General features: G+C 62.4%; 24 protein-coding genes, 1 tRNA gene and 1 riboswitch. Of the genes, 13 read left to right on the plus strand and 12 right to left on the minus strand.

The features are described from left to right. Positions 1 to 11 precede the first annotated feature (11 nt). The 3 genes from pstB (at position 12) to phoB (ending at position 2,424) form a co-directional block, all read left to right on the plus strand. On the plus strand, positions 12 to 809 hold the full coding sequence (gene pstB, locus WNZ15_RS18345) for a phosphate ABC transporter ATP-binding protein PstB (RefSeq protein ID WP_342894465.1): 798 nt from the start codon (positions 12 to 14) through the stop codon (positions 807 to 809). 32 nt (positions 810 to 841) lie between these two features. Then, the gene (gene phoU, locus WNZ15_RS18350; RefSeq protein WP_342894466.1) at positions 842 to 1,534 is read left to right on the plus strand and encodes a phosphate signaling complex protein PhoU; all 693 of its coding nucleotides are present in this window, start codon (positions 842 to 844) and stop codon (positions 1,532 to 1,534) included. A gap of 191 nt (positions 1,535 to 1,725) precedes the next feature. Continuing rightward, complete coding sequence (gene phoB, locus WNZ15_RS18355; RefSeq protein ID WP_342894467.1) at positions 1,726 to 2,424, plus strand: phosphate regulon transcriptional regulator PhoB; 699 nt, start codon at positions 1,726 to 1,728, stop codon at positions 2,422 to 2,424. Between the two features lie 73 nt (positions 2,425 to 2,497). Here the strand turns inward: phoB and WNZ15_RS18360 are convergent, their stop codons facing one another. Further along, entirely contained in the window at positions 2,498 to 3,028 is a 531-nt protein-coding gene (locus WNZ15_RS18360; protein ID WP_342894468.1) for a GcrA family cell cycle regulator, read from the minus strand. Positions 3,029 to 3,463: 435 nt separating this feature from the next. On the opposite strand from WNZ15_RS18360, the gene WNZ15_RS18365 reads away from it, so the two are divergent. The 5 genes from WNZ15_RS18365 (at position 3,464) to WNZ15_RS18385 (ending at position 11,550) form a co-directional block, all read left to right on the plus strand. Then, on the plus strand, positions 3,464 to 4,663 hold the full coding sequence (locus tag WNZ15_RS18365; protein WP_342894469.1) for an aspartate aminotransferase family protein: 1,200 nt from the start codon (positions 3,464 to 3,466) through the stop codon (positions 4,661 to 4,663). Then, on the plus strand, positions 4,660 to 5,589 hold the full coding sequence (gene argF, locus WNZ15_RS18370) for an ornithine carbamoyltransferase (protein ID WP_342894470.1): 930 nt from the start codon (positions 4,660 to 4,662) through the stop codon (positions 5,587 to 5,589). The genes WNZ15_RS18365 and argF overlap by 4 nt, the downstream gene beginning before the upstream one ends. Positions 5,590 to 5,601: 12 nt before the next feature. Further along, positions 5,602 to 6,576 carry an Hsp33 family molecular chaperone gene (locus WNZ15_RS18375; protein WP_342894471.1) on the plus strand — a complete coding sequence of 325 codons (975 nt, stop codon included), beginning with the start codon at positions 5,602 to 5,604 and terminating at the stop codon, positions 6,574 to 6,576. Between the two features lie 184 nt (positions 6,577 to 6,760). Next, positions 6,761 to 8,137, plus strand: coding sequence for an HlyD family efflux transporter periplasmic adaptor subunit (locus tag WNZ15_RS18380; RefSeq protein ID WP_342894472.1), 1,377 nt, complete (start codon positions 6,761 to 6,763; stop codon positions 8,135 to 8,137). Positions 8,138 to 8,148: 11 nt separating this feature from the next. Next, positions 8,149 to 11,550, plus strand: a complete 3,402-nt coding sequence (locus tag WNZ15_RS18385) for an efflux RND transporter permease subunit (RefSeq protein ID WP_342894473.1) — start codon at positions 8,149 to 8,151, stop codon at positions 11,548 to 11,550. A 3-nt stretch (positions 11,551 to 11,553) separates the two neighbouring features. On the opposite strand, the gene WNZ15_RS18390 is transcribed toward WNZ15_RS18385, so the two are convergent. After that, on the minus strand, positions 11,554 to 12,231 hold the full coding sequence (locus WNZ15_RS18390; RefSeq protein ID WP_342894474.1) for an alpha/beta family hydrolase: 678 nt from the start codon (positions 12,229 to 12,231) through the stop codon (positions 11,554 to 11,556). 112 nt (positions 12,232 to 12,343) lie between these two features. Here WNZ15_RS18390 and WNZ15_RS18395 point away from each other — a divergent pair, with 112 nt between their 5' ends. Continuing rightward, entirely contained in the window at positions 12,344 to 13,195 is an 852-nt protein-coding gene (locus WNZ15_RS18395) for a sterol desaturase family protein (RefSeq protein ID WP_342894475.1), read from the plus strand. Here the strand turns inward: WNZ15_RS18395 and WNZ15_RS18400 are convergent. Next, entirely contained in the window at positions 13,189 to 14,058 is an 870-nt protein-coding gene (locus tag WNZ15_RS18400) for a transporter substrate-binding domain-containing protein (protein ID WP_342894476.1), read from the minus strand. The genes WNZ15_RS18395 and WNZ15_RS18400 overlap by 7 nt on opposite strands. Before the next feature lie 143 nt (positions 14,059 to 14,201). After that, positions 14,202 to 14,275: transfer RNA gene (locus tag WNZ15_RS18405), tRNA-Gly, on the minus strand. A gap of 172 nt (positions 14,276 to 14,447) precedes the next feature. Here WNZ15_RS18405 and WNZ15_RS18410 point away from each other — a divergent pair. Further along, positions 14,448 to 15,248, plus strand: coding sequence for an ion transporter (locus tag WNZ15_RS18410; RefSeq protein ID WP_342894477.1), 801 nt, complete (start codon positions 14,448 to 14,450; stop codon positions 15,246 to 15,248). A gap of 23 nt (positions 15,249 to 15,271) precedes the next feature. On the opposite strand, the gene WNZ15_RS18415 is transcribed toward WNZ15_RS18410, so the two are convergent. The 3 genes from WNZ15_RS18415 to WNZ15_RS18425 all read right to left on the minus strand — a co-directional run bounded on the left by WNZ15_RS18415 (position 15,272) and on the right by WNZ15_RS18425 (position 17,266). Next, positions 15,272 to 15,394 carry a hypothetical protein gene (locus WNZ15_RS18415; protein ID WP_342894478.1) on the minus strand — a complete coding sequence of 41 codons (123 nt, stop codon included), beginning with the start codon at positions 15,392 to 15,394 and terminating at the stop codon, positions 15,272 to 15,274. A 180-nt stretch (positions 15,395 to 15,574) separates the two neighbouring features. Then, the gene (locus tag WNZ15_RS18420; protein WP_342894479.1) at positions 15,575 to 16,123 is read right to left on the minus strand and encodes a YigZ family protein; all 549 of its coding nucleotides are present in this window, start codon (positions 16,121 to 16,123) and stop codon (positions 15,575 to 15,577) included. Positions 16,124 to 16,129: 6 nt separating this feature from the next. Then, positions 16,130 to 17,266 carry a 2'-deoxycytidine 5'-triphosphate deaminase gene (locus WNZ15_RS18425; RefSeq protein WP_342894480.1) on the minus strand — a complete coding sequence of 379 codons (1,137 nt, stop codon included), beginning with the start codon at positions 17,264 to 17,266 and terminating at the stop codon, positions 16,130 to 16,132. Between the two features lie 128 nt (positions 17,267 to 17,394). Further along, positions 17,395 to 17,474, plus strand: a riboswitch (SAM riboswitch). A 43-nt stretch (positions 17,475 to 17,517) separates the two neighbouring features. On the opposite strand from WNZ15_RS18425, the gene WNZ15_RS18430 reads away from it, so the two are divergent. Further along, positions 17,518 to 18,717 (plus strand): O-succinylhomoserine sulfhydrylase, encoded by a 1,200-nt coding sequence (locus WNZ15_RS18430; protein ID WP_342894481.1) that lies wholly within the window; start codon positions 17,518 to 17,520, stop codon positions 18,715 to 18,717. 291 nt (positions 18,718 to 19,008) lie between these two features. On the opposite strand, the gene WNZ15_RS18435 is transcribed toward WNZ15_RS18430, so the two are convergent. Next, positions 19,009 to 19,620 (minus strand): CDP-alcohol phosphatidyltransferase family protein, encoded by a 612-nt coding sequence (locus tag WNZ15_RS18435; RefSeq protein ID WP_342894482.1) that lies wholly within the window; start codon positions 19,618 to 19,620, stop codon positions 19,009 to 19,011. 259 nt (positions 19,621 to 19,879) lie between these two features. Here WNZ15_RS18435 and apaG point away from each other — a divergent pair, with 259 nt between their 5' ends. Then, positions 19,880 to 20,281, plus strand: a complete 402-nt coding sequence (apaG, locus tag WNZ15_RS18440; RefSeq protein WP_342894483.1) for a Co2+/Mg2+ efflux protein ApaG — start codon at positions 19,880 to 19,882, stop codon at positions 20,279 to 20,281. 27 nt (positions 20,282 to 20,308) lie between these two features. Here apaG and WNZ15_RS18445 read toward each other — a convergent pair whose 3' ends face one another. Further along, the gene (locus tag WNZ15_RS18445) at positions 20,309 to 20,716 is read right to left on the minus strand and encodes a hypothetical protein (RefSeq protein WP_342894484.1); all 408 of its coding nucleotides are present in this window, start codon (positions 20,714 to 20,716) and stop codon (positions 20,309 to 20,311) included. A gap of 198 nt (positions 20,717 to 20,914) precedes the next feature. Continuing rightward, positions 20,915 to 21,286 carry a tellurite resistance TerB family protein gene (locus WNZ15_RS18450; protein ID WP_342894690.1) on the minus strand — a complete coding sequence of 124 codons (372 nt, stop codon included), beginning with the start codon at positions 21,284 to 21,286 and terminating at the stop codon, positions 20,915 to 20,917. Positions 21,287 to 21,600: 314 nt separating this feature from the next. On the opposite strand from WNZ15_RS18450, the gene WNZ15_RS18455 reads away from it, so the two are divergent. Continuing rightward, the gene (locus WNZ15_RS18455) at positions 21,601 to 23,259 is read left to right on the plus strand and encodes a lysine--tRNA ligase (RefSeq protein ID WP_342894485.1); all 1,659 of its coding nucleotides are present in this window, start codon (positions 21,601 to 21,603) and stop codon (positions 23,257 to 23,259) included. 101 nt (positions 23,260 to 23,360) lie between these two features. Here the strand turns inward: WNZ15_RS18455 and WNZ15_RS18460 are convergent, their stop codons facing one another. Together WNZ15_RS18460 and WNZ15_RS18465 are read right to left on the minus strand one after the other, a co-directional pair. Continuing rightward, the gene (locus WNZ15_RS18460; RefSeq protein WP_342894486.1) at positions 23,361 to 25,136 is read right to left on the minus strand and encodes a methyl-accepting chemotaxis protein; all 1,776 of its coding nucleotides are present in this window, start codon (positions 25,134 to 25,136) and stop codon (positions 23,361 to 23,363) included. Between the two features lie 135 nt (positions 25,137 to 25,271). Continuing rightward, positions 25,272 to 26,147 carry a thermonuclease family protein gene (locus WNZ15_RS18465; RefSeq protein ID WP_342894487.1) on the minus strand — a complete coding sequence of 292 codons (876 nt, stop codon included), beginning with the start codon at positions 26,145 to 26,147 and terminating at the stop codon, positions 25,272 to 25,274. Between the last annotated feature and the right edge of the window lie 24 nt (positions 26,148 to 26,171).

Genomic DNA, 26,171 nt, shown 5'->3' on the forward strand with positions numbered 1-26,171 from the left:
GGGATGATCCGATGAACGAGATGCCGAATATTGAACAGGCGAAAAACATGACCGACAGCAAGATTTCCGCAAAAAAAGTCCAAGTCTATTATGGCGACACACACGCCATCAAGGATGTGGACATTGAAATTCAACCACGTTCGGTCACCGCCTTCATCGGTCCGTCCGGGTGTGGCAAGTCGACGTTCCTGCGGACCATCAACCGCATGAACGACACGATCGACATCTGCCGGGTGGAAGGGTCGATCAAGATCGACAGCGAGGATATCTACGATCCGAAGGTGGACCCGGTGCAGTTGCGCGCCAAGGTCGGCATGGTGTTCCAGAAGCCGAACCCGTTCCCGAAGTCGATCTACGACAATGTTGCCTATGGTCCGCGCATTCACGGACTAGCAAAGAACAAGACCGATCTGGACGAGATCGTTTCCTCCAGCCTTCAGAAAGCCGGTCTTTGGGAAGAAGTGAAGAACCGCCTGGACGAGCCGGGCACCGGCATGTCCGGTGGTCAGCAGCAGCGTCTGTGCATTGCCCGTGCGATCGCCGTCAGCCCGGAAGTGATCCTGATGGATGAGCCGTGTTCGGCGCTTGATCCGATCGCCACGGCCAAGGTGGAAGAACTGATCGACGAACTGCGCGAGAACTTCACGATCGTGATCGTGACGCACTCCATGCAGCAGGCCGCCCGCGTGTCTCAGCGTACCGCATTCTTCCACCTCGGCGTGCTGGTTGAGGAAGGTCTGACAGAAGACATCTTCACCAATCCGAAAGACAAACGTACACAGGACTACATCACTGGCCGCTTCGGCTAAGCGATTTCCGTAAATCTCAAGGGGACTACAGAATGGCTGAACATACAGTCTCGGCTTATGATGAAGAACTGACGGCCATGGCCGGCAAGGTCGCCGAAATGGGTGGACTGGCCGAAAAGGCGTTTGCCGACGCCATTTCCGCACTGGTTTCCCAGGATTTGGAGCTGGCGAGGTCGACGATCGACAAGGACGCCCGTCTGGACCGTCTTCAGCAGGAAGTCGAAAGCAAGCTGATCGAGTTGATCGCGCGCCGTCAGCCGATGGGCCAGGACCTTCGCGAGATCACCGCGGCAACCCGCATCTCCAACGATCTGGAGCGTGTCGGCGATCTGGCGAAGAACGTCGCCAAGCGGGCCATCGCGATCGACAGCGACCTGCAGTCCAAGAAGCTTGCGATCGGTGTCGAGCACATGACGGAGCTTGCCCTCGCGCAGCTCAAGCGGGTGCTGGATGCCTATGCGCGCAAGGACGCGGAGGAAGCCCGCCGCGTGCAGGAAGCCGACGCGGAAATCGACGCCATCTACACGTCTTTGTTCCGCGAGCTGCTGACCTACATGATGGAAGATCCGCGGGTGATCACCCAATGCGTCCATCTGCTGTTCTGCGCAAAGAACATCGAGCGGATCGGCGATCATGCGACCAACATTGCCGAGAACGTCTATTACATGGTCACGGGCGACCGTTTGCCGGAAGACCGTGCGAAAGTCGACGAAACCGGCGCCTAGGTCACCAAAGGTTCAATCGGGAGCGAACGGACACCCGAATGTTGACCGGGTCACAAGTCGCAAAGCATTTCGTGCCCGGTCAGACGCAAGCACGATACGTAAGGTTCCGTCGAGATTGATCACGGAAAAAGAACCGGCCGGCGCCAGGTCAGGGACCTGTTGCGCCGGTTGCCGAAATTGGAGCGAGATGTATGCCGAAGGTGCTCATCGTTGAAGACGAAGAACCCCTCAGCCTTCTACTAAGATACAATCTGGAAGCAGAGGGCTACGCTGTCGAAGCGTGTGTCCGGGGTGACGAGGCCGAGATCCGGCTTCGGGAAAGCCAGCCCGACCTTCTTCTGCTCGACTGGATGCTGCCGGGGTTGTCAGGCATCGAGCTGTGCCGCAGGCTGCGCGCACGCGAGGACACGGAGCGGCTGCCCGTGATCATGCTCACGGCGCGGGGTGAAGAAGCGGAGCGAATTCGCGGCTTGTCCACCGGCGCCGACGATTATGTCGTCAAGCCGTTCTCCGTACCGGAGTTGATGGCACGCGTGCGGGCGATCCTGCGCCGGGCCAGTCCGGAAGTGGTCTCCACCATGCTGCGGTCCGGAGACATCGAGCTGGACCGGGAAACTCACCGTGTGCGTCGCAATGCCAAGGAAATCCACCTGGGTCCGACAGAATTCCGGCTGCTGGAATTCCTGATGACGTCTCCGGGCCGGGTGTTCTCCCGCGAGCAGTTGCTGGACGGTGTCTGGGGTCATGATGTCTACGTCGACGAACGCACGGTCGATGTGCATGTCGGCCGTTTGCGCAAGGCTCTCAACAAGGGCAAGGCCAAGGACCCGATCCGGACCGTCCGGGGTGCGGGCTACGCCTTCAACGATCAGTTCACCGTCTCCGCCTGAAACGCGGCAGCCTGATACGAAAAAACCCGCCATGTCGGCGGGTTTTTGCTGTCTGGGAACGCGATGCCTGCGGTCAGCCCGCCTGGGCGACAACCTTGCGGTCCCGGCGGCGGTCGGCCATGGGCTGGTAGGCGATCTTGCAATGATGGGTGCAATAGGGGACGCTGGGGTCGGACTGGCGGCCGCAGAAATAGAAATCATCTGTCGCCGGATCGCCGATCGGCCATTTGCAGGTCCGCTCCGTCAGCGTGAGAATACTTGCCCGCTGCGAGATCGGCACAAGATCCGCTATCGGCTCAACGGCCGGCTTGGGCACGATCGCCGGGGCCGGAGCAAAATCCGCTTTCAGCGCCGTCGCGCCGATGGACTGCGGTTGCTGGGCGGGTCTCTTCGGCGTTGCGGCACCGGTCGAAGCGGGCCGGGCCCGCCGCGGCTTCGCGCTGGAAGAGGTTGATTTGGCCCGGCCGGACAGGCCCAGACGGTGCACCTTGCCGATGACGGCGTTGCGCGTGACACCACCCAGTTCGCCAGCAATCTGGCTCGCGCTCAATCCGTCGCTCCAGAGCTTCTTGAGAAGCTCAACCCGGTCGTTTGTCCAACTCATTGCCGCACCCTTTTCTTGGGCTGCCCTGCAGCCATTAACCTCGTGTTAAGCGCACGTAGTCGCGCCTAAGGATGGCATATCTAGTGCCTCTTGATGATTTGCCGCACGAGATCTCGTGTGTGATGTCCCAGAGGTTACAATAACGTTAATTTGTCAGGCAACCGTTCACCCAAATCCAGTTGGGGATGAACCGACTTTTCCCCAATTATGGCGAGGTGCTTGAGAATTTTGAGGAATTCGCCATTTGCGCGCTGGCGGGGCGCCGCAGCGCATTTCCATTGACAGTCCATGGTGGGGGCAGTGTATAAGAAAACTGCTGCGTGCCGCCTTATCGGGCGGCACGTTGCGTTTTGGCCGGGCGCACCGTTTGCAGGTGCCGTACGGCGTCACGGTGGCGCTGAAGAAACGGCCGTTTTTGAGGAGTTCAACGAGGTTATGTCCGCGACCGCATTGTTCGGGAATTACGCAAGATCGGAACTGGCATTCGATCACGGGGAAGGTGTCTGGCTGGTGACGGCAGACGGCCGACGATTCCTCGATTGCGGCTCCGGGGTTGCGGTGAACGCGCTCGGACACAGCCACCCTCATCTGGTCAAGGCGCTGCAGGAGCAGGCCGGCAAGCTCTGGCACGTTTCCAATCTGCACCAGAGCCCGAACGGGGAACGTCTGGCCCGGCGGCTGTGCGAGGCGACATTTGCCGAAAAGGTGCTGTTCGTGAACTCCGGTGCGGAAGCCATGGAAGCCGCGATCAAATGCGCGCGCCGGTATCACTATGACAACGGCCAGCCCGAACGGTTCCATATCGTCACCTTCGAGGGGGCCTTCCACGGCCGGACGATTGCGACCATCGCTGCCGGCGGCCAGGCCAAGTACATGGAAGGCTTCGGCCCGAAGGCGCCCGGTTTCGACCAGGTGCCCGTCGGCGATATCGACGCGCTGAAGGCCGCGATCGGACCGCAGACGGCGGCAATCGCGATCGAGCCCATCCAGGGCGAAGGCGGTATCCGCGAGATCCCCGCCGAATTCCTGCGAGCCGTCCGCAAGCTTTGCGACGAAAACGGCTTGTTGCTGATCTATGACGAGATCCAGACCGGTGTCGGACGGACGGGCCGGTTGTTCGCGCACCAGTGGACCGGTGTCGAGCCGGACCTGATGGCGATTGCCAAGGGTATCGGCGGCGGCTTTCCCATGGGCGCCTGTCTGGCAACCGCCGAAACGGCCGCTGCGCTCGCGCCCGGAACCCATGGCACCACATTCGGCGGCAATCCGCTGGCCATGGCGGTCGGCAATGCGGTGCTGGACGTTGTTCTGTCGGATGGCTTTCTGGAGGACGTCCGGCGCAAGGGGCTCAGTTTCAAGCAGAAGCTGGCCGGTTTCGTGGACAGTCATGCGGCTGTTCTTGGCGAAGTGCGCGGCAATGGCCTGATGCTCGGTCTGAAATGCGTCGTTCCGGTCGGAGATTTTGTCGCGGCTGCACGGGATGCCGGTCTGCTGACGGTTCCTGCGGGCGAAAACGTCGTCCGCATCATGCCGCCGCTGACGATGAGTGAAGACGAAATTGCGATTGCCATGGAGCGCCTTGAAGTGGCCGCCCTGGCAATTGAAACGAACCTGGTGGAAGGAGCGGCCGGATGACCGCCAATGAATCCTATCGGAATTTTCTCGACCTGACCGATTTCGACGGTGACGAGCTGCGCGCCATTCTGGAGGCCGGCAAGAAGATCAAGGCCGGCCGCAATGGTGTCCGCCGCGGCGAAGGCCCGCTGGCCGGCAAGGTGCTGGCGATGATCTTCGAACAGCCGTCGACCCGCACACGCATTTCCTTCGATGTCGGCATGCGTGAACTGGGGGGGGAAACCCTCGTGCTGACCGGAGCGGAAATGCAGCTGGGCCGCGGCGAAACCATTGCCGACACCGCGCAGGTGTTGTCGCGCTTCGTCGATGCGGTCATGATCCGCATCCTGGACCACGACCAGCTCAACGAGCTGGCCGAGAATGCCACGGTTCCCGTGATCAACGGTCTGACCAAGGTCTCGCATCCCTGCCAGATCATGGCCGACCTTTTGACATTCGAGGAGCATCGCGGATCGATCAGCGGCAAAAGCGTTGCCTGGACCGGCGACAGCAACAATGTGCTGGCCTCCTGGATCCACGCCGCTCCCCGGTTCGACTTCGAGCTGCGCATCGCGACACCGGCGGAGCTGGCACCGCCTCGGGACTTGATTGACGCCGCGCGCGCCAGGGGTGGTTCCATTGTCGTCACCGCGGACCCATATGAGGCTGTCAAGGGAACCGACTGTGTCGTCACCGATTGCTGGGTGTCCATGGGAGACGATGACAATGAAACCCGTCACAATCTCCTCAGCGCCTACCAGGTGAACGAGCGGTTGATGGCCGAGGCAAGGCAGGACGCGCTGTTCATGCATTGCCTGCCGGCCCACCGGGGCGAGGAAGTCACTTCCGAGGTCATGGACGGTCCCAACTCCGTAGTGTTTGACGAAGCCGAAAACCGTCTCCATGCCCAGAAGGGTATCCTGGCCTGGTGTTTCGGCGCAGCTTGAGGCAGAGCCATCGTGGCATTGAATCTTGACCAACTGGGCATCGCACCGGCCGGGCTGGATGCAGTCCGGCCTTTTGCCGTGGAAGCCCTGGACGTGCGCGGCCGTGCCGTCGCTCTCGGACCGGTATTGCAACAGATCCTGGGACGCCACGCGTATCCGGAGCCGGTATCACGCCTTCTGGCGGAAGCCATCGTGCTCACCAGTCTGCTCGGAACGTCCCTGAAGTTCGACGGCCGGTTTACCCTGCAGACTCAGACCGATGGGCCTGTGTCCATGCTTGTCGTGGACTTCGCGACACCAGACGCGATCCGGGCCTGCGCCACCTTCGACGCGGACGCGGTCGAGGCGCTGATTACGGCCGGCAAGGCAACGCCGGAAACCCTGCTTGGCCATGGGCATCTTGCCATGACCATCGACCAGGGCAAGCACATGCAACGTTACCAGGGGCTGGTGGAACTGGACGGCGTGTCGCTTGAAGAAGTGGCCCGGCGGTATTTCGAGCGGTCCGAACAGATCCCGACCGAGGTGCGTCTGGGCGTCGGCGAGTTGTTCACCCGCAACGAAGGTGAAGCGCATTCGCGGGCCTGGACTGCCGGCGGTGTGCTGATCCAGTTTCTGCCGGAGTCGCCGGATCGCATGAAGCAGGCCGATATCGATCCGGGCGACGCGCCCGAGGGAACCGAGCCGCATCAGGTCGACGAAGACGACGCCTGGGTGGAAGCCAAGGTGCTGGTCGAGACGGTCAAGGATGTCGAATTGACCGATCCCGAAGTCAGCGTGGAAATGCTGCTGTTCCGTCTGTTCCACGAGCGCGGCGTGCGCCTGTTCGATCCGCAGCCGCTGGCCGACAAATGCAGCTGCTCGCGCCAGAAGATCCAGGGCGTTCTGGCCGGTTTCAGCGCCGACGAGATCGCCGACATGACCGAGGACGGCAAGATCGTCGTCACTTGCGAGTTCTGCAGCAGCCGCTACGAATTTGACGGCTGACTGAGGCTTCCGGCGGACGCAGCTGCGTCCGTCGGTCACATCTCGTTACAAATTTCCGCGTGCCAGAATTAACCTGAAAGGGTAATCGGGTCCTGTATATTGCAGTGCGAAACAGACCTCTCCGTCGAGCACGCAGGACGCATGCCCGTTAACTTGACCCCGAATGGCCCGTGGTACGTTGAACATGTTGCAGTCTTTGGAGCCGGATTCCGGCAAGCAGCCGGTCCCTGAAGTTCTGTCGCCCCTGCGCGCGGAACGGCAACGCAACTGGAGCCTTGCGCTTGTCCTGAAGGCTGTGTTGCAGGTCCTTCTGGCATTCGCCATTCTGTTCGGCGCGGTCAAGGGGATGAACCTGCTGGTCGCCTCCAAACCGGAAGTCGCCAAGAAGGCCATTCAGGAAACAAGCTATGCCGCAGAAACCGTGACGCTTGTCCGGGGCGAGCATGCGCCCCTTATCAGCGTCTTCGGAGAAACCGCGGCGGGACGGGAAGTGGATCTGCGCGCCCTTGTCGCCGGGGAAGTGGTCGAGGTTCATCCCGACCTGAAGGCGGGCGGAGCCGTCTCCGAAGGCGAGCTTCTGGTGGCCATCGACCGGTTCGACTATGAGGGCGCCGTTACTGAGGCGGAAGCCAATCTTGCCGAAGCGCAGGCCGCGCTGGTCGAGAGCGAAGGCGGTGTCGAGCTTGAAAAGGGCAATGTCGTCAGGGCGGCCGAACAGCTTGAATTTGCTCAGAAGGACCTGCAGCGCGCGGAAGATCTTCTCGGCAAGGGCACCGTTACGGAACGCACCCTGGACGACCGCAAACTGATCGTGTCGCAGCGCCGGCAGACGCTGGAACAGGCGCAGAATTCCCTTGCCCTGGAAGAAGCCAGGGTCGTCCAGCAGAATGCCGCGATCAAGCGCCTTGAATGGCGGCTGGAAAATGCCGGGCGCCAGCTTGAAAACACCGTCCTGAAGGCTCCCTTCGATGCCATCGTGCGGTCCCAGTCGGCGGAACTCGGGCGGCTTGTAAGCGTCAACGACGCCATCGTGTCGCTCTACAAGAGCGATACCTTCGACGTTCGGTTCACCCTGTCGGACAATCAGTACGGCCGCCTTCTCGCGGAGACGGGAACGGTCGTCGACCGTCCGGTCCAGGTCACCTGGTATCTGGGCAACGAACCGGTCACCTATCCGGCCAGCGTCAGCCGCATCGGCGCGGATGTCGCCAGCAGCCGTGGTGGCGTCGAACTGATTGCATTGGTCGACACTTCCAATGCGAACGTTCCCTTGCGCCCTGGTGCCTTTGTCGAGGTTTCCCTGTCGGACCGGACCTACCCGGACAGTTTCCGGATACCGGAAACGGCATTCTACGGCGAGGGCACGGTCTATGTGGTCGAGGAAAGCCGTCTCGTGCCGCGCGAAGTGACGGCGCTCGCGATCGATGACGGCTTCATTCTGGTAACAGGCGCGCTGGCGGACGGGGAGACCCTGTTGGTCACCCGGATTCCGGAAGTCGGCGAAGGTCTGCTGGTGAAGGACGTGTCCGAAAGCGTCGACAACGTAGGGGCGGGCAAGTGACGGAGCGCCCGATGGAGTTCGAAACGCGATCCCGTGGCCTTCTGGAACTGATCGTCCGGCACGCCAATGCGGCCAACCTGATCATGGCGGTCATGGTCCTGTTCGGGGCCTATGGCTTCGCCAAGCTCAACACCCAGTTCTTTCCGACCGTCAAGACCGACCGGATTTCGGTGACCGTGTCCTGGCCGGGGGCCAGCGCGGAGGACGTTGCCGCCAACATCCTGGAGGTGATCGAGCCCGAACTGCGCTTTACCGACGGCCTCGACGAAATCGTCTCCTATGGCCGCGAGGGCAGTGCGTCGGTGCAGATGGAGTTCGTCGAAGGCACCAACATGCAGCAGGCGCTGTCCGATGTGGAACAGGCCGTTGCCGGTGTGACCACGTTGCCGGTCGATTCCGAAACGCCCGTGATCTCGGCTTCGACCTTTACCGACGGGGTTGCCACGCTGGCGCTGCGCGGTCCGTTCTCGGAGGGAGCGCTGAAGGTCTTTGCCCGGCAGATGCGCGACGATCTGCTGGCCCGGGGGATCGACAAGGTCGAACTCTACGGCTACCGGTCGCCCGAATACCTTGTCGAAATTCCCGAGCGCGAGCTGCGCCGTCTGGACCTGACGATCGCCGATGTCGCCGGCGAGATCGCCGGCAATACCATCGACCTGCCGGCGGGCAACCTCGACGGCGCCGTTGAACGCCAGATCCGGGCCCTTTCCGAGGAACGGTCTCCGGAGGCCGTGGGCAGGATCGAAGTCAAGTCCTTTGCTTCGGGCGAGAAAACCCTTGTGAAGGACATCGGCACCGTCGTCCGGGACTTCGACACCAGCGAGAACCAGGGTTTTTCCGCGGGAATGCGGGCGGTCGAACTACAGATCCTGCGGGCGGAAAAGACCGACACGCTGAAGGCGGCCCGGATCGTCGACGACTATCTGGCCGAGGTCGGACCACAACTGCCACGCACGCTTGAAATCCTGAAATACGATGTGCGCGCGGATGCGGTGGAGGGGCGCATCACGCTGCTTGTCGAGAACGGCATCTCGGGGCTGGTGCTGGTTGTCGCCATCCTGTTCCTGTTTTTGAACGCGCGGATCGCGCTCTGGGTGGCCGCGGGCATCCCGGTGGCGATGATGGCGACGATCGGCATCATGTGGCTGATGGGCGAAAGCATCAACATGATCTCCCTGTTCGCGCTGATCATGATGCTCGGGGTGATCGTCGACGACGCTATCGTTGTCGGCGAGCACACGGCGACACGGCAGGGCCTGGGCGACAGTCCGCAGGAAGCGGCGATCAACGGCGCCACCACCATGCTGGCGCCGATCCTTGCCGCGAGCCTGACCACCATTGCCGCTTTCCTGCCGATCCTGCTTGTCGGCGATGTGCTTGGCCAGATCATGGGCACGCTACCCGTGGTCGTGGTCTCGGTCGTGATTGCCTCGCTGGTCGAATGTTTCCTGGTGCTGCCTGGCCACCTGTCCCACGCCCTCGGCAGCCGGCCGGGCTGGAACTGGTGGCGGGTTGTCCTGATCGCGGGGGCGCCGGCCTTTTTCCTGAGCGCGCTGGTTGCCCAGCCGGACATGTCCGTTCCGCCCTATCTCGATCTGATCGACGATCCCCTGCGGGCGATCCGCGAAACCGCTGGCGTCTTTGTCTTCGAACTGGTGGTCGTGACCGTCTGCTTTCTGCTGGCCGTCGCCCTGGAGACCCTGCTGATGGCCATGCGCCGGACCCGGCGGATGCGCGACGAGGAAGACCGGCCGGGCTGGTTTCGCAGGAGCTTCGATGCCGGCTTCAGCTGGGTGCGCGACAATCCATTCCGTGCCCTGGTTTCTGCGGCGGTCGCCTGGCGTTATGTCACGCTCGCCATCGCGATTGCAGCGCTGATCCTTGCCGTCGGCCTTGTCCGTGGCGGCCGAGTCGGCTTCACGTTCTTTCCCTCGCCGGAAGCGGAAAACCTGACCGCGTCGATCTTCTTTCATGCCGGCATTCCCGAGGACGTTGCGATTGACGGCATCCTGCGGATCGAGAGTGCTTTGGAGCAGGCAGAAGAGACCCTGACCCAGGGCGAGGGACAGAGTCTTTTGGTCGCGACCTATGCAACACTCGGGAAGGCGGGCAACAACCGGGGTGACAATGTCGCCAATATCACGGTTCAGCTTACCCGGTCTGAGGACCGCACGATCAGGACACCGGAGATCGTCCGGGCCTGGCGGGCCGCAGTTCCCTCTATTCCCGGAACGTCGCGGATCGCGATCGCTGAGCGCCGGGGTGGACCTCCCGGGCGGGATCTCGACATTCGCCTGACCGGAGCGCCCCTGAATGTGCTCAAGGCGGCCGCGCAGGACCTGCAGCAGGAACTCTCCGGTTTTCCCGGAACCAGCGGCGTCGAGGACGATCTGCCCTACGGCAAGCCGGAACTGGTGATCGAGCTGACACCGCGCGGCCGGGCACTCGGCTTCACCGTGGATAGCGCTGCGCGCCAGATCCGCAATGCTTTCGAGGGCACCATTGCGCGGCGTTTCGCGGAAGGCGACGAGGAAGTGGCCGTCCGTGTGAAACAGGTGTTCGATCAGGATGGCACGGCCGCTCTGCGCCGGCTGTCGCTGAAAACGCCCGCCGGCGACTTCGTTCCCCTCACCGAAGTGGTCAGTCTCACCGACGATCAGGGTTTTTCCGTCATCCTGCGGCGTGACGGACGGACCGTGGTTACGGTTGTCGCCGATGTCGACAGCACGGTGACCTCCAACAACGAGATCATCGCCGAACTCAATACGGCGTTCCTGCCGGATCTCGCCGAGCGGTACGGACTGGACTATTCCTTCGCCGGACGCGCCGAAGAGCAGTCGAACGCGTTTTCGGATCTTCTGACCGGGGTGCTGCTGGCGGTTGCCGGGATCTACATCATCCTGGCCGCGATCTTCGCGAGCTACGCGCGGCCGATCGTGGTGATGTCCATCATTCCGTTCGGCATTGTCGGCGCGATTGTCGGCCACTACCTGATGGGCTTCAACCTGACCATTCTCAGCATGATCGGCCTTCTGGGTCTTGCCGGCATCCTGGTCAACAACTCGATCATTCTGGTGGCGCGCTTCGATGAGCGCAAGGCAACGGGTGAGGAGTTGAATGCCGCGGCGGTCGGCTCCAGTTGCGACCGGCTCCGGGCGGTTCTGCTGACCTCCCTTACGACGATCGGCGGCCTGCTGCCGCTGATGTTCGAGACCAGTCTTCAGGCCCAGTTCCTGCTGCCGATGGCGATCACCATCGTGTTCGGCCTCGGCACGGCGACGGCGCTGGTTCTGGTGCTGGTGCCGGCCCTGCTCAAGATCGGTGATGATCTCGGCGGTCTTGTGCGCCTTCGGCGCCGGCGCGACCTGTCTCCCCCGCCGAAGCCCGGCAAGGCGCTCACGCCGGCGGAGTGAGTGTCAAAGCTCCGTGGCGAATACCGCCGCAGCTTCGGCCGCCGCGGTGATATTGCCGTCGAGCGTGGCCGGGGACTTGCCGCGCGGGCCGAAGTCATGGTTGCCGTCCTCCAGCCAGGCCAGCCGGACATGGTCCGCCATGGTGACCGCTTCCAGCTCCGCCCGTGACCCGAAAGGGTCCCGGTCGCCCTGCAGGATCAGCACCGGGCGTTTTGCGTCCTGCAACGGTGCCAGCCGCCACTCCGCCTCCGGCTTGCCGTCCGGATGAAACGGATAGCCGAAGCAGCAAACGCCCTTGACACGCCCGGGCAGGGAGCTGCCGCCGGCCAGCATGGCGGCGACCCGGCCGCCCATGGACTTGCCGCCGACAAGAAGCGGGCCCTCGGTCTCGCCCATCAGGGTCTGCAGGGCTTTCTGGAATTCACTGACAAGCTTGTCGGCGCGGGGAGGCGGCCTCTTCGACCCGCCGCTGCGCCGGCCCGCCATATAGGCGAATTCGAACCGGGCGACGGCGATGTTGTTTTTGCTCAGCGCGGCCGCCAGCCTGTTCATGAACGGGGAATCCATCGGTGCGCCGGCCCCGTGGGCCAGCAACAGCGTCGCCGCAGGCGCCGTCTCGGAAGTGGTTTGGGGCGCGGTATCGGGGCCCAGGTCGGCAGTGGTCCGGAGAAAGGTGCTCATGGTGGTGTGATCTGTCGCAGCGGCAGGAGGATCGGAAAAGGCTATCATCCCGACCTATAGAGCTGTACCTGAGCTGGCAAGCCGGTTCGGTTCGAAAGGCTGAAAAGACCAAATGTTTGAACAGATCGACATCAACCTGCTGCGCATGGCCAGTTTCGCTGGCATTTTCCTGCTTATGGCTCTGCTCGAGGCCGGACTGCCGCGTCGCGAACTGCGCAACGGTCGCCTGAAGCGCTGGCCGACCAACTGGGGCCTGATCCTGCTGGACTCGCTGCTGGTCCGTCTGATCTTCCCGATCGGCGGTGTCGGCCTGGCACTGCTGGCGGTGGACAACGGCTGGGGCCTGTTCGCTCTCGCCGGTTGGACGGGAGACACGTCCCGCATATGGCCAGGGCTGGTCGCGGGGCTGATCACGTTCCTGCTGCTGGATCTGGCGGTCTGGTTCCAGCATCTGGCGTCCCACAAGGTGCCGCTGTTCTGGCGCATTCACCGGGTTCATCACGCCGACAGCGAGGTCGACGCGACCACGGCCTTGCGGTTTCACCCGGTCGAGATCCTATTGTCCTTTGTCTGGAAGGGGGCGGTGATCGTGGCCCTGGGCGGCCCGGTCGAGGCGGTGCTGATCTTCGAGATCGTGCTCAACGCGTCGGCGGTGTTCAGCCATGCCAACATCAGGTTGCCGTTGCGGCTCGACCGGCTGCTTCGGTTCACGATCGTGACACCGGACATGCACCGGATCCACCATTCCGTCATCCACCGCGAGACGGATTCCAACTACGGTTTTTATCTGTCCGTCTGGGACCGGCTGTTCGGCACCTACACCGAGGACCCGGAAAAGGGCCAGCAGGGTATGGAGATCGGCCTCGGCCCGTCACTCACCCCCCGGGCCCATTCCTTCCCCTTCAGCCTGGCGATCCCTTTCCTGAACATCCCGGGACGCCGCAACGGCGGCAAGGATCAGTAGAAACTCAGCGGGAAGTAGCGCAGGTAGAGTTCGCGGTAGATGCCCTTCTGGTAGAGCTGGCGCAGGGCATAGGAGAGGGCGGCGGCCCGTTCCGGGTCGCTCGCGCGGGTGGCAATCGCGAGCCCCTCGTCGAAATAGCCCGGTTCCAGCCAGGGCCCGCCGGCAAAGGCGCAGCAACCGTCGGCGGCTTGGCCGGGCAGCCAGAAGGACAGGCTCAGCCCGTCGCCGAAATGCGCGTCCGCCGCGCCCGATTTGACGGCCTCACGCGCTTCGCGCACCGTTTCGAAAGGGGTGATCTCAGCTTCCGGCCAGAACCGCCGCGCAAAAGCCTCGTAGCGCGAGCCGGTTTCCACGGCAACCGACAGGCCGGCAAGCGCCTGCTCGTCGAAGTCGGCGGCGGCCTGCGCCGGCACGATGAACCGGGCCGGCAGTTTCAGATAGTCCTCGGTGAAATTGAGCCGCCGCGTGGCGCTCCGGCTGCGGGAAAGGCCTGAAATGATGGCATCGCCTTCCTCTTCGTCGAGAGCCGGCAGCAGCACGTCGAAATCCTTGATGCGCAGCGCGCAGGAACTGCCGAGCTCCTGGCACAGGGCCCGGGCCAGATCCACGTTGAACCCGGTCAGCCGCCCCTGCGGATCGCGGAACACGAACGGCGGATAGTCGTCGGTCGCCAGAAACTGGATCTTGTCCGGAATGGCACTTGGCCGGTCATGCACCGCTTTCGGATCCCAGAAATTGGGAACACGGACATCGGGCTGCTGGGCGAGGGCCGGTGTCGCGATTGCCACAAGGCAGGTCAAAGCGGTCAGGATCCTGGCGGCTGCCGAGTGGTAGGTCTGGAAAAGAGGCTGTCCGTTGAACACGCTGCAATCCTGAAAGCAGTCCTGGAGGGCGCCCGGCCCGATGAGCCTGCGACAGTCGGGCAAAGACTATCTTACGCCAGCGCGGATTGTCACCATGCCCCGCGCGGCCTGAAAACGTTTTGAGAGGGTTATTCAACAATCTTTGGAGCGGGTGAAGGGAATCGAACCCTCGTCTTAAGCTTGGGAAGCTTCTGCTCTACCATTGAGCTACACCCGCGAAATCGCCTGCCAAGCTTTCTGCGCCCAGTCATGCGGGCTGTCAAGCGGGCATGGATCCGTGTTCCCGGCTTTTCCCACGTACCGATCTTGCACTGCGGCATCAAAATAGCCATGTTCCCGCCTGCGCCAGCAGGTGCCTTGCAACAACAATGGAACGGCAGGTGGACAGGATGCGAAACAGGATCAGGGCGCTGGTGACATCGCGCAACTGGGAAATCGCGATCATTGCCATCATCATGGTGAACGCAGTCACGCTCGGGCTGGAAACGAGCCCTGCGGTCATGAACAGCATGGGTGGGCTGCTGTTGCTGATCGACCGGACCATCCTCGGCATCTTCGTGATCGAGCTGACCCTTCGGCTGTTCGCCCATGGCCCGCGGTTCTTCAGGGACCCGTGGAGCGTGTTCGACTTTGCCATCGTCGCGATTTCGCTGATGCCGGCGACCGGCAACCTGTCCGTCCTGCGCTCCTTGCGGATCCTGCGGGTGCTGCGCCTGATTTCGGTGGTGCCGTCCCTGCGGCGGGTCATCGGCGGGCTGATCTCCGCCCTGCCGGGCATGGGCTCGATCGTCGTTCTGATGGCGTTGGTCTTTTATGTCTTCGCTGTCATGGCGACCAAGCTGTACGGCGAGACATTTCCGGACTGGTTCGGCAACCTCGGCGCCTCGCTCTACACCCTGTTCCAGATCATGACCCTGGAAAGCTGGTCCATGGGCATCGTGCGCCCGGTCATGGAAGCCTATCCGTATTCGTGGCTGTTCTTCGTGCCTTTCATCCTGTGTACGGCGTTCACGGTGCTGAACCTCTTCATCGGGATCATCGTTTCGGCCATGCAGGAAGAGCATGACGCCGAGGCCGACGCCAACCGCCAGGCGATCCACGACGACACCGGTCTAATTCTGGAAGAAGTCAGGGCGCTGAAGGACGAACTTAAGGCATTGCGCTCCGAGGTGCGCAAAGAGGGCACGTGAAGCTACATCCCGGTTGAGGCAACTTAATAGCCGCCGCGGCGCTGATCGGTCGGGGGTTCTCCGGGCTGCCCGGTCGGGCCCGCTGTCTGGCAGGCGGCGAGGGCCGATCCGAGGATCAGCGCGGTCATCAATGTCTTTAAGGTCATGCCTGTCTCCGGGATCGGCTGGCGTGCTGATTGAAGCCAGTGCGGCAGCGTCGCCCGAACAGATAGCGCGGCCGATCCGGACGTCCAGTTCATGCCCATCCGCCAGTTTGCCGAAGGCTGTCGTGGGAGAAGGTCCGCGACATCAACGGCCGCAGCCCGCAAGACAGGTGCGTCCCGGTTTCAAAGCTGCGCCAGCGCGTCCTCCGGTCCCTCGACCGTCAGGGTCACGCCATCTGCAGTAAAGTCCCGCGCGATCACGCTCAGGCCGAGTGCCTCGACCTGCCGTTCCAGCTCCGAACCGGACGCGAACCCGGTGCTCACCTGTTTGCGCAGGATCTTCCTGAAGATCACCAGCTCCGCATGGCCGATGGCGTCCTGGGCAGCGCCTGAATAGGCGCGGGCGAGGCCGCCGCCGCCCAGTTTGGTGCCGCCGAAATAGCGCACGATCAGAACGGCGCAATTGATCAGTTCCGCGCCCTGCAGCACCCGCAGCACCGGCATGCCCGAGGTCCCTGCCGGTTCGCCGTCGTCCTTGCCGCTTTCCGCCACCCGGCCGTCGTCCTGAAGGCGCCGGTGCGCGGTGACAATGTGATTGGCTTTTTTGTGCTGCTTGCGCAGTTCCTCCAGCCGGCGGTCAAACAGGTCGACCGGCACCAGATGCGCCAGGAAGCGGGATTTCCGGTCCTCCAGGAAGCCTTCGTACTCGCGGGTAATAGTCTTGAAGGCCATGGGCTGTCAGGCAGGAGACCGGAAATGCTTGGACAGCTTCAGTGCCTGGCCCTGGTAGTTGGAGCCGATGCCCTCGCCGTAGAGCCGTTCGGGCCGTTCCGCCATATGCTCATAGACGAGACGGCCGATGGTCTGGCCGTGCTCGACGATGAAGGGCACGTCGTGGGAGCGCACTTCCAGCACCGCCCGCGAGCCGACACCGCCGGCGCCTGCATGGCCGAAGCCGGGATCGAAGAACCCGGCGTAATGCACCCGGAATTCACCTACCAGCGGATCGAACGGCACCATTTCTGCAGCATAGGTCGGCGGCACATGCACGGCTTCCTGGCTGACCAGAATATAGAACGCATTCGGGTCGAGGATCAGTTCCGCGCGTTCGCGCCTGTAGATGGGCTCCCAGAAATCGAGCGGATGCTGCGCCCCGACCTTGTCGACATCGATCAGGCCGGAATGGTGCTTGGCGCGGTAGCCGATCAGGCTTTCGGGGCCGGTGCCTTCCAGGTCGATGGACAATTGCACACCGCCGCCGATGCGCTCGTTGCCGCCGCTCATGAGCGTCTCGGAGGCGTGGATGGCCTCCAGTGCCGCGTCCGGGATCAGCGACTGGCCGCGCCGGAAGCGGATCTGGCTGAGACGCGACCCGTTGCGCACCAGGATCGGGAAGGTGAGGGGCGAGATTTCGGCATAGAGCGGGCCGCGATAGCCCGCCGGAATGGTGTCGAAGGCCAGACCGTTGTCGGTGATCACCCGGGTGAAGACGTCAAGCCGCCCCGTGGAGCTCTTCGGATTGGCGGTGGCTGAAATGTCGGCGGCCAGCGCCAGACCTTCCTGCAGTGGCACGATATAGACGCAGCCCGTTTCCAGGACGGCACCCTCGCTCAGATCGATCGTGTGCAGCTTGAGCTGTTCCAGCCGGTCGGCGACCCTGATGTCGGGCCCGGGCAGAAAACTGGCGCGCACCCGGAAGGCGCTGCTCCCGAGGCGCAGGTCGAGGCTGGCTGGCTGGATCTGCCCGTCGACAGGAGCCGTCCCGGACGAGATTTCACCGGCGGCGAACATGGCCCGGATGATCCGCTCCGGCAGGATGCCCTGCTCGGAAAGGGTTGCGCTGCCGCCGAGGTCCTGATCCGCTGTCACATTCATCGAGATATCCCGTAACAATTCATCCCGTCGTGCTTAGCGGATGCGGCCCGCCGCGCCAACAGGCATTGCGGCTCCTGAGGTGTTTTCGGCAAAGATGATTGACCGCTGGCGTGTTATCCCTTAGGAAAAACACACTTCGTGGTGATTTGGGCCGGCCGGCTTGCAGCCACGTTAAACAAGTTGCTAAATAGGCCGGAGGTGCAAACCCCGGTCTTGAGGCTGGGGTTTTTTGCGTTTGGAGCACGAGTGACATGACTGAGACCACCAAGACCGGAAACAAGAGCTGGCGTCCCGCGACCACCCTGGTGCATGGCGGCACCATGCGCTCGCCTTTTGGTGAAACCTCGGAGACCCTCTATCTGACACAGGGCTTCACCTATGACAGCGCGGAAGCCGCGGAGGCGCGCTTCAACGGCGAGGATCCGGGATATGTCTATTCCCGCTATGCCAACCCGACCGTGACCATGTTCGAGGACCGCATCAAGGCGCTTGAAGGCGCCGAGGCCGCGCGCGGCACCGCCAGCGGCATGGCCGCGGTCAACCTGGCTTTGATGGCCTCGGTCAGGGCGGGCGACCATGTCATCGCCGCCAAGGCACTGTTCGGCTCCTGCCGCTATATCTGCGAGACGCTGCTGCCGCGTTTCGGTGTCGAAAGCACGCTGGTTGACGGCACCGACATCGACCAGTGGAAAGCCGCGGTGCGCCCGAACACGAAGGCGCTGTTCCTGGAAAGCCCGACCAACCCGACGCTGGAGGTGATCGACATCGCGGCCGTGGCCGCGATCGCGAAGGAAGCCGGTGCCCGGCTGATCGTCGACAATGTTTTCGCCACGCCGCTCTACCAGTCGCCTCTGCAGCTCGGCGCCGACGTGGTGGTCTATTCCGCCACCAAGCACATCGACGGCCAGGGCCGGTGCCTGGGGGGCGTGGTTCTTTCCGACGAGGACTGGATCGTCGACGAGGTCATGCCCTTCATCAAGCACACCGGCCCGCACATGAGCCCGTTCAGCGCCTGGGTGCTGCTGAAAGGACTTGAAACCCTGCCGGTCCGCGTTGCCCGCCAGAGCGAAACAGCGGGCACGATCGCCGATTTCCTGGCTGGACAATCGAAGGTCACGCGGCTGATCTATCCAGGCCGGGAGGACCACCCGCAGGCCGACGTCGTCAAGCGCCAGATGCGTGCCGGTTCGACGATGATCGCCCTTGAGGTCGATGGCGGCAAGGAGGCGGCGTTCCGCTTCACCAATGCACTGGACCTGATCCGCATCTCCAACAATCTGGGTGATGCCAAGAGCCTGATCACCCATCCAGCGACCACGACCCACCAGTCCATCGGCGAGGAGGCCCGCGACGAACTCGGGATCACCGACGGCATTTTGCGCCTGTCGGTCGGCCTGGAGGACCCGCAGGATCTGCTGGAAGATGTCGAGAAGGCGCTGGCGGCGGTGTGAGGCACAGTGAATTCGGGCAGCTTCTCGGACAACGTCAATCAGGAGTGGATGGAGCGGTTTTTCTCAGGGCGAACCCCCACCCCTAACCCCTCCCCACAAGGGGGAGGGGAATCCCGCTGCGCCAAGGATCCAAACTACGCCGCACCGCAACCTGTCAACTTGGAAAAGCCAAGGCGATCGGCTCGGAGCAAGTCCCCCTCCCCCTTGTGGGGAGGGGTTAGGGGTGGGGGTCTTGAATAAGGAAGAGCTGTGTAGTCTTGACCAATCCCCCACACTGAAAAACAACAAACCTCAATCCGGATGAAGCGCCCTGACCCCGATCAGCACCCGTGCACCGGCCGAGACCAGACAGACCGCGGCAAAACCCCAGGCCAGCACCGGGAACCAGCCGGGCAAAAGCGCCATCAGGAGGAACAGGGCGATGGTCTCCGTGCCCTCGGCGAGACCGCCCAGGTAATAGAGCGACTTCTGGCCCTGGGTGGCGGTCGCAAGGCTGTTTTTCTCCGCCATGATCGCAAAGGCGAGAAAGGCGGAGCCGTTGGCATAGAAGCTGGCCAGCAGGGCCGCGGCGGCAAGCGCATTGGCTTGCGGGTCCAGGATCGCGAAGGCCAGCGGGATGGCGCCGTAGAAGAAGAAATCCAGGGTGATGTCGAGAAAACCGCCCAGGTCGGTCTTGCGGGTGGCCCGGGCAACCGCGCCGTCCAGGCCGTCGGCGAGCCGGTTGAGGGCGATCAGGAACAGGCCGGTCAGCACGTATCCGGTGGCAATCGCGAATGCCGCGCCCATGCCGAGAGCAAATCCGGTCAGGGTGACGGTGTTCGGGCCGACACCGGCGCGGGCCAGGAGGCGCCCCATCTGATTGAGCGGCGGGTCGATCAGCGGCCGCAGGCGTGCGTCGAGCATCAGTTGGCGTGTCTTTCATGTGAAGTCTGCCATCTACATGCGAAATCCGTCTGCAAATCACAAGCAAATCCGGCGCCGGATCACACAAGCCTCTTTCACGCTTGTGTCATTCGCCCTATAAGCGCCTCCTGAATGAAAGGCTCCAGGGCCCATCGGGATCCGGGACGTGTCTCCCGCGGCGAAGGAGGCGGCGAATTTTCCGCCCGATATCGTTGATCCGTCCGCGCGGTGGCGGAGCCTGAACGCAAAAGGAATAATCGTGTCCGGCAGTTACAGCGCCATCACAGAAGGGATCGAGGTTTCGGTCGAGCCGTTTTACATGGACGATGAATCACGGCCGGAAGATCGCGAGTTCATCTGGGCCTACATGGTCGAAATCCACAATGGCGGCGACGAACCGGTCCAGTTGAAGACGCGCTTCTGGCAGATCACCGACGCGATGGGGCGCCAGGAGGAAGTGAGCGGCGAAGGGGTCGTCGGCGAGCAGCCGGTGATCGAGCCGGGCGAGACCTACGAATATTCCTCCCACTGCCCGCTTTCGACCGATAGCGGCATCATGGCCGGGGCCTATTCGATGGAGCGGCCCGACGGATCCCGGTTCGATGTCGTCATCCCGGCCTTCTCTCTGGACCTGCCGGACGCCATCCACAGCCTCAACTGACTGCGATTGACCGCGCGCCTGCCGCCGTCAGATGCTCCACAGGGCGCCGACAAAGCCAAGCAGCAGCCAGAGGATCCATTTGCGCCGGTTGAAGGCGGTCAGCAGGGTCACCGCGAGAATGCCGAAGGTCAGATAGATCGCGTGTCCGGCAAAACCGGTTCCCAGAACAAGGGCGAACAGATCCGGATCGCGGTCCTTGGCCAGATGGAAATGGTGTTCGGCGAACATCACCAGCGAATCCGCGGCCAGCCCGCACAGGTAGCCGGCAAAGGCGATCATCATGCGCTGGCCCCAGTTGACCGGCTTCGGCTCGGCCCGTCGGTAGACGCGGCGCATGCCGCGCGCATCGAGCCGCCCGTAACCGACCCGCTGACGGTAACGCCGCAGCGGGTAGCGGACACTGGCCTCATTTTCGAACGTGCGACTGACTGACATCCGGTTCCACCTTGCTTGCGTCCTGCCGGGAGAGCGGCAGTGACGCAGCGCCAGTCTCCCTTACCCCTAGGGTATTAGGTCACGGCGTTTTAGCGAGTGGAAAACAAAATCGCTCCAATTTGAGCGATCTCCGCAATTGTGCATTCAAGAGGCACGGAACGGCCGCATGGGCGGCAAGATGCCGGGCCGAGGGACGCCTCAGTCCGTCCGGTGCCTTGCGATGGCGCCGCGTTCGATGGCCGCCACGGTCAGCTTGTCGAGGGTGAACCGGTCGCGCAGCAATTGCAGGATACGCAGCTCTTCCTTTTCCACATGCAGGTCGGCCGCGGCCACTTCCACCGCCAGGGCGTAAGCGGTGTCATAGAGCTTCGCCGGTAGCAAGTCGCCGACCAGTTCCAGAACCAGGCGAAGGCCGTCGTCTTCCTGCAGGATATCGCCGCAGCGTTGCGCGGCCGGAATGAGCCGGCTGGCGTCATAGCCGTCGAAGATCGGCAGCATCTTGATCATGTCGCCGATGGTGGCCAGTTCCTTGTCGGTCATCTCGTTGTCCGACGCGGAAACGATGACCATCACGTAGATAAGGGCTTCCTGAACGCTGATTGGCTCGTTGCTAGACACTATTCATTCTCCAGTGGCGCCTGTTCAAAGGCGAATTGAATGCTCCGTTTATAGGGTCGGCGACAAAGCTTCAAGTCACGGACTGGCAACATGAGACCGACTGTCGGCGGGAAAACGGGGAGCGGCCGGTATTGAGGACACCGCAGATGAGATTGCACAAAATAGACGGTTGATCTAGTGTCGCGCCGCAGCATAAGGCGCGGTTACCCCAAAACCGGCCGGACCTGTCTTTCACCCACTCTTTTGCTACGAAACGACACGAGAACATGACCGAACAATCCCTGCCTCCGCTTGACCTTTCGCAAGAATTTGTCGAGGCGGCCCGGAAATCGAAAGCCTGGCCGTTCGAAGAAGCGCGAAAACTGGTCAAACGGATCGAAAACAGGGGATCAGAAAAACCGGTCCTGTTCGAAACGGGCTACGGGCCGTCCGGCCTGCCGCATATCGGCACCTTCGGCGAGGTGTTGCGCACGACCATGGTGCGCACGGCGTTCCGCCTGCTGACCGAAGACAAGGTCCCGACCCGTCTGCTGTGCTTTTCCGACGACATGGACGGCATGCGCAAGATCCCGGAAAACGTGCCGGACCGCGCGGCGCTGGAGCCTTATCTGCAGATGCCGCTGAGCGCGGTGCCGAACCCGTTCGGCGGTGACTATGACAGCTTTGCGGCCCACAACAACGCCATGCTGCGCCGGTTCCTGGACACGTTCGGCTTCGACTACGAGTTCGCGAGCGCGACCGAGTATTACGCCTCCGGCAAGTTCGACGACGTGCTGCTCAGGGCGACCGAGAAATACCGGAAGATCATGGACGTGATGCTGCCGACGCTCGGGGCGGAACGCCAGGCGACCTATTCGCCGTTCCTGCCGCTCTCGCCGACGTCGGGCCGCGTGCTTTACGTGCCGATGAAGGACGTCAATGCCAAGGACGGCACGATCACCTTCGAGGACGAGACCGGCGAGGACATCACGGTCCCGGTCACCGGCGGCAAGGTGAAGCTGCAGTGGAAGCCGGACTTCGGCATGCGCTGGGCAGCCCTCGACGTGGATTTCGAGATGTTCGGCAAGGACCACATGACCAACGCGCCCATCTACGACAAGATCTGCAACATCCTGGGTGGCAAGGCTCCGGAACACTACGTCTATGAATTGTTCCTGGACGAAAACGGCGAGAAGATCTCCAAGTCCAAGGGCAATGGCCTGTCCATCGACGAGTGGCTGACCTATGCCTCGCCGGAAAGCCTCGCGCTCTACAACTACCAGAAGCCGAAGACGGCCAAGAAGCTCTATTTCGACGTCATTCCGAAGGCTGTCGACGAATACTATACCTTCGTCCAGAAATACCAGCAGATGCCGGTCGAACAGAAGCTGCAGAACCCGGCCTGGCATATTCATTCGGGCAATATTCCGAAGATCGACATGCCGGTGCCTTTCGCGATGCTGCTGAACCTCGTGTCCGCCTCCAACGCGGACAACAAGGATGTGCTGTGGGCCTTCATCTCGCGCTATGCGCCGGGCGTGACCGCGGCAACGCATCCGGAACTCGATGCGCTGGTCGGCTACGCAATCCGGTATTTCGACGACTTCGTCAAACCGAAGAAATCGTTCCGGGCGCCGGACGAGGTCGAGCGGACCGCGCTTCAGCAGCTTGATGAGAAACTGGCTTCCTTGCCGGCCGATGCGGACGGAGCTGCCATCCAGGACGCGGTTCTGGATGTGGCCCGTGCGATCGAGCGCTATCAGGACCCTTCGAAGAAAGGTCCCGATGGCGGTCCGGGCGTGTCGGTGGCCTGGTTCTCCGCTCTCTACCAGCTCCTGCTCGGCCAGGAGAAGGGGCCCCGCTTCGGCTCCTTCGTGGCGCTGTACGGCGTTGCGGAAACCCGCGAGATGATCCGCAAGGCTCTCGCGGGCGAACTGGCCGCCTGAGCCGAAACCATCAGATCAGCGGCATTGCTGCGTGCCGCTGATCCGGGCGACCTTCAAAGACGCCGGCAACCGTGCTGGCAGTCGCCCGTCTGGAGGTCCGCCTAAGCTTCGGCGCGCCTGTCTGGTGACGTGGCTGCCTCGACGCCCTTCAGGTCATGCTCCATGGCGGCGCCCAGTTCTTCCAGGCACTTGAGAACTTGTTTGCTCGCCTTGTCCAGATCGACCAGCGCTTCGAAAGCGTCGGTGGAATGCCCCTGTTCCGCTGCGCTCAGAGCACGATGCCCGGCATCGTGCACGGCCCTGTGCGGTTTTTCGAGGTTCCTGAATGTGTGGTGAGATCTGATCTTCGCGTTCTTGATGCCATCATACCACTTGCCCAGACGGCACCCCAGATGATCCGGCATTTCCGAAGACGACCATTCGTCGTGACCCGTGACGGTGTCCACAACCCGTTTCTTGAAAAGCATATGGTCGATCCGGGCCATTTCCAGCACAGACCTGTCGGATTGGGCATCATGGAATGACCCGGCAACCTCACTGAGCTGGTCGTTGCTGGTCGTCAGGCTTTGCTGCATGTTCCGCAGCTGATTGTCTGTGTTCTGGTTGGACGCGGCAACCTTGGACACGTTCCGGGCGATTTCGTGGCTGGCCTCCTTTTGCTGATGCAGGATGTCGGTGATCTGGGAAACCCTCTCCGAGACCGCGCCGACCATGCCGTCGATTGACCGCATGATCTCGTTGGCGGAGCCGATTGCCTCTTCGCCATTCTTGATGGCACCCTCGGAACTCTTCATCGCGCTCTGGATGGTCTCCATGCCGGAAGCCAGCGCCTCGATGCGCTGTGCGATGTCTTCGGTTGCCTTTCCGGTTTGCGAGGCAAGGGTTTTGACCTCCGAGGCCACAACGGCAAAGCCCTTGCCGGCCTCGCCTGCGCGCGCGGCCTCGATCGTGGCATTGAGTGCCAGCAGATTGGTCTGATCGGCGATTGACTGGATTACAGAAAGAAATTCGCTGATCTGCGAAGCTGCTTCGCTGAGATCCGCGAGGCTCTGGGAGGTTTCCCGGGACGTTGACGATATGTCCCCGATGGCCTGGGACACGGCGGACATTCTCGACATGCCGTCTTTTGCGGCTGTGTTGGTCTGTTGAGCCTCTTGGGCGGCACCTTCACTGTTTTCGGAAATCTGACCGATTGATGTCACCAGCTCATCGGCAGCGGCGGAAATCGATTGACCATTTTCATTTGCCTCCCGGGTGTTGCGGGAAAGCAGAGCCATGGCCAGGACCAGCTCGTTCAGTCCGCAGATCGTATCCGCAGTTGTCCGCAGGTTGCCAAGGGCAGCGGATTTGCTCTCGCCGATCTTCTCCAGGCGGCGCTGTTCGGCTTCGAAGGCACGTTGCGCCAGGATCATGTCGAGGAAGAAACGCGTGACAACGGCTTGCAGGGCTTCGATCAATGTGCGTTGTGAAAACCTGTTTTTCCTGACCAGTTGGGGCAGTGTGTCGTTGAGCATGCGGCCAAAGGCCGTCATCAGCCATTCTGCTTTCAATCCGATACGGACGTGTGCCTGGCCGATACGGGCAGCCTGATCCTCGAATTTCTGGTCGGGGTCATTGTTGAAGATGTAGTTCCAATGGCTGCTTTGGGCGCTCTTCAAGGAAGAAGGGTTCTTTTCGTGCTTGCCCATCTTCTGGCGAAGCTCATCTTGAGCAAGCAGGTCTTCGTAGAAGCGGTCAAGAATGCCGGGAAGGGAGGATTCCAGCATTTTCCAGGCTTTTTGCGCAGAAGCCGTGCCGCCACCGGAACCGGTCATGAACTGAAGATATTTGGATACATTGGCGGACTGGGCAGGTGTTTTCTGGGCAGGGGCGCTCATAGTGCTCGAACTCGCATGGCGGATGAAAGGTCAGGAGGAAATTTCACAAATATTGTAAAAAAGACCTAATAACCTCCTGCACAAAGCGTCCGTAGTAATACGAATGACGTTGCGTATCGGCCCGGGCAACACCGGTTATCGGACAGGTACAGCCGTTCCGGCGCCGACCGGCTGCTGCTCGCTGAAATCCGCCGGGTCGGCTCTCAGGCTCCACTCGACGATCTCCGGTTCCAGTTCCTCAAGTCCGGGGAGAGGGCCAGGCGCGCTGTCCAAGGCGGTCTCGGGCAGATCGGTCAGCCATTCCGACTGCCATTTGCCGATCTTCTTGTCCCTGGCGATAGCGGCGAGTTCCACGATGTCGGCCGGTGCGGTCTCGGCGGGATCCGCCCAGCCGTAGCGGACCAGACGCCTTCCCAGGTCGAATGTGCCACGGCTGCACGTGGCGAGGATCTGCTGTGGACCTGTTTCCTCGATCTTGTCGCAAGTCACCTTGAACTGGCGCACCAGTCCGCGCAGGAATGTTCGCGCGCGGGCGCCGCAGGGCCAGGTGCCGCCCAGGCGGGACAGGCAGGTCTCGTCCGCCTTCAGGGGCTTGATATGCGCGAGTGTGACCGTGAGACGGTCCGAGCGGATCCGGCCACCGTCCAGCACCTGTACGCGCACCAGTTCGAGCGGCCCGTCGGGAATTGGCTCGACCGGCGGATCCTTGAGTTCCTGATAGCGTTTTGACGGTTCGACGCGCTTCAGGCTGCCGTCCACAATGGGCGCCGACACGCCGTCCGGCGACACGTTGCGGATATCATCGGGCAGGGGAGCGCCGACAGGACCCGGTGTGTCGCCCGCGGGAACGCCGCTCCCATCGGCTTGCGCCGGCAATGCGGCCAGTGTGCCGGCCGGCGCAGGCGTCTGGTCCCGAACCGGTTCGGGAGGATCGGCAAGCAACAGCCAGCCGACCAGACCGCCGCTGGCGGTCAGAACAAGGGCAGGGACCAAGAGCGGCCGAAGTTTCATTTCCGCGTCACTCGCATTTTCCGG

It is taken from the genome of Roseibium sp. AS2 (genome assembly GCF_038900065.1).
Lineage (GTDB): Bacteria > Pseudomonadota > Alphaproteobacteria > Rhizobiales > Stappiaceae > Roseibium.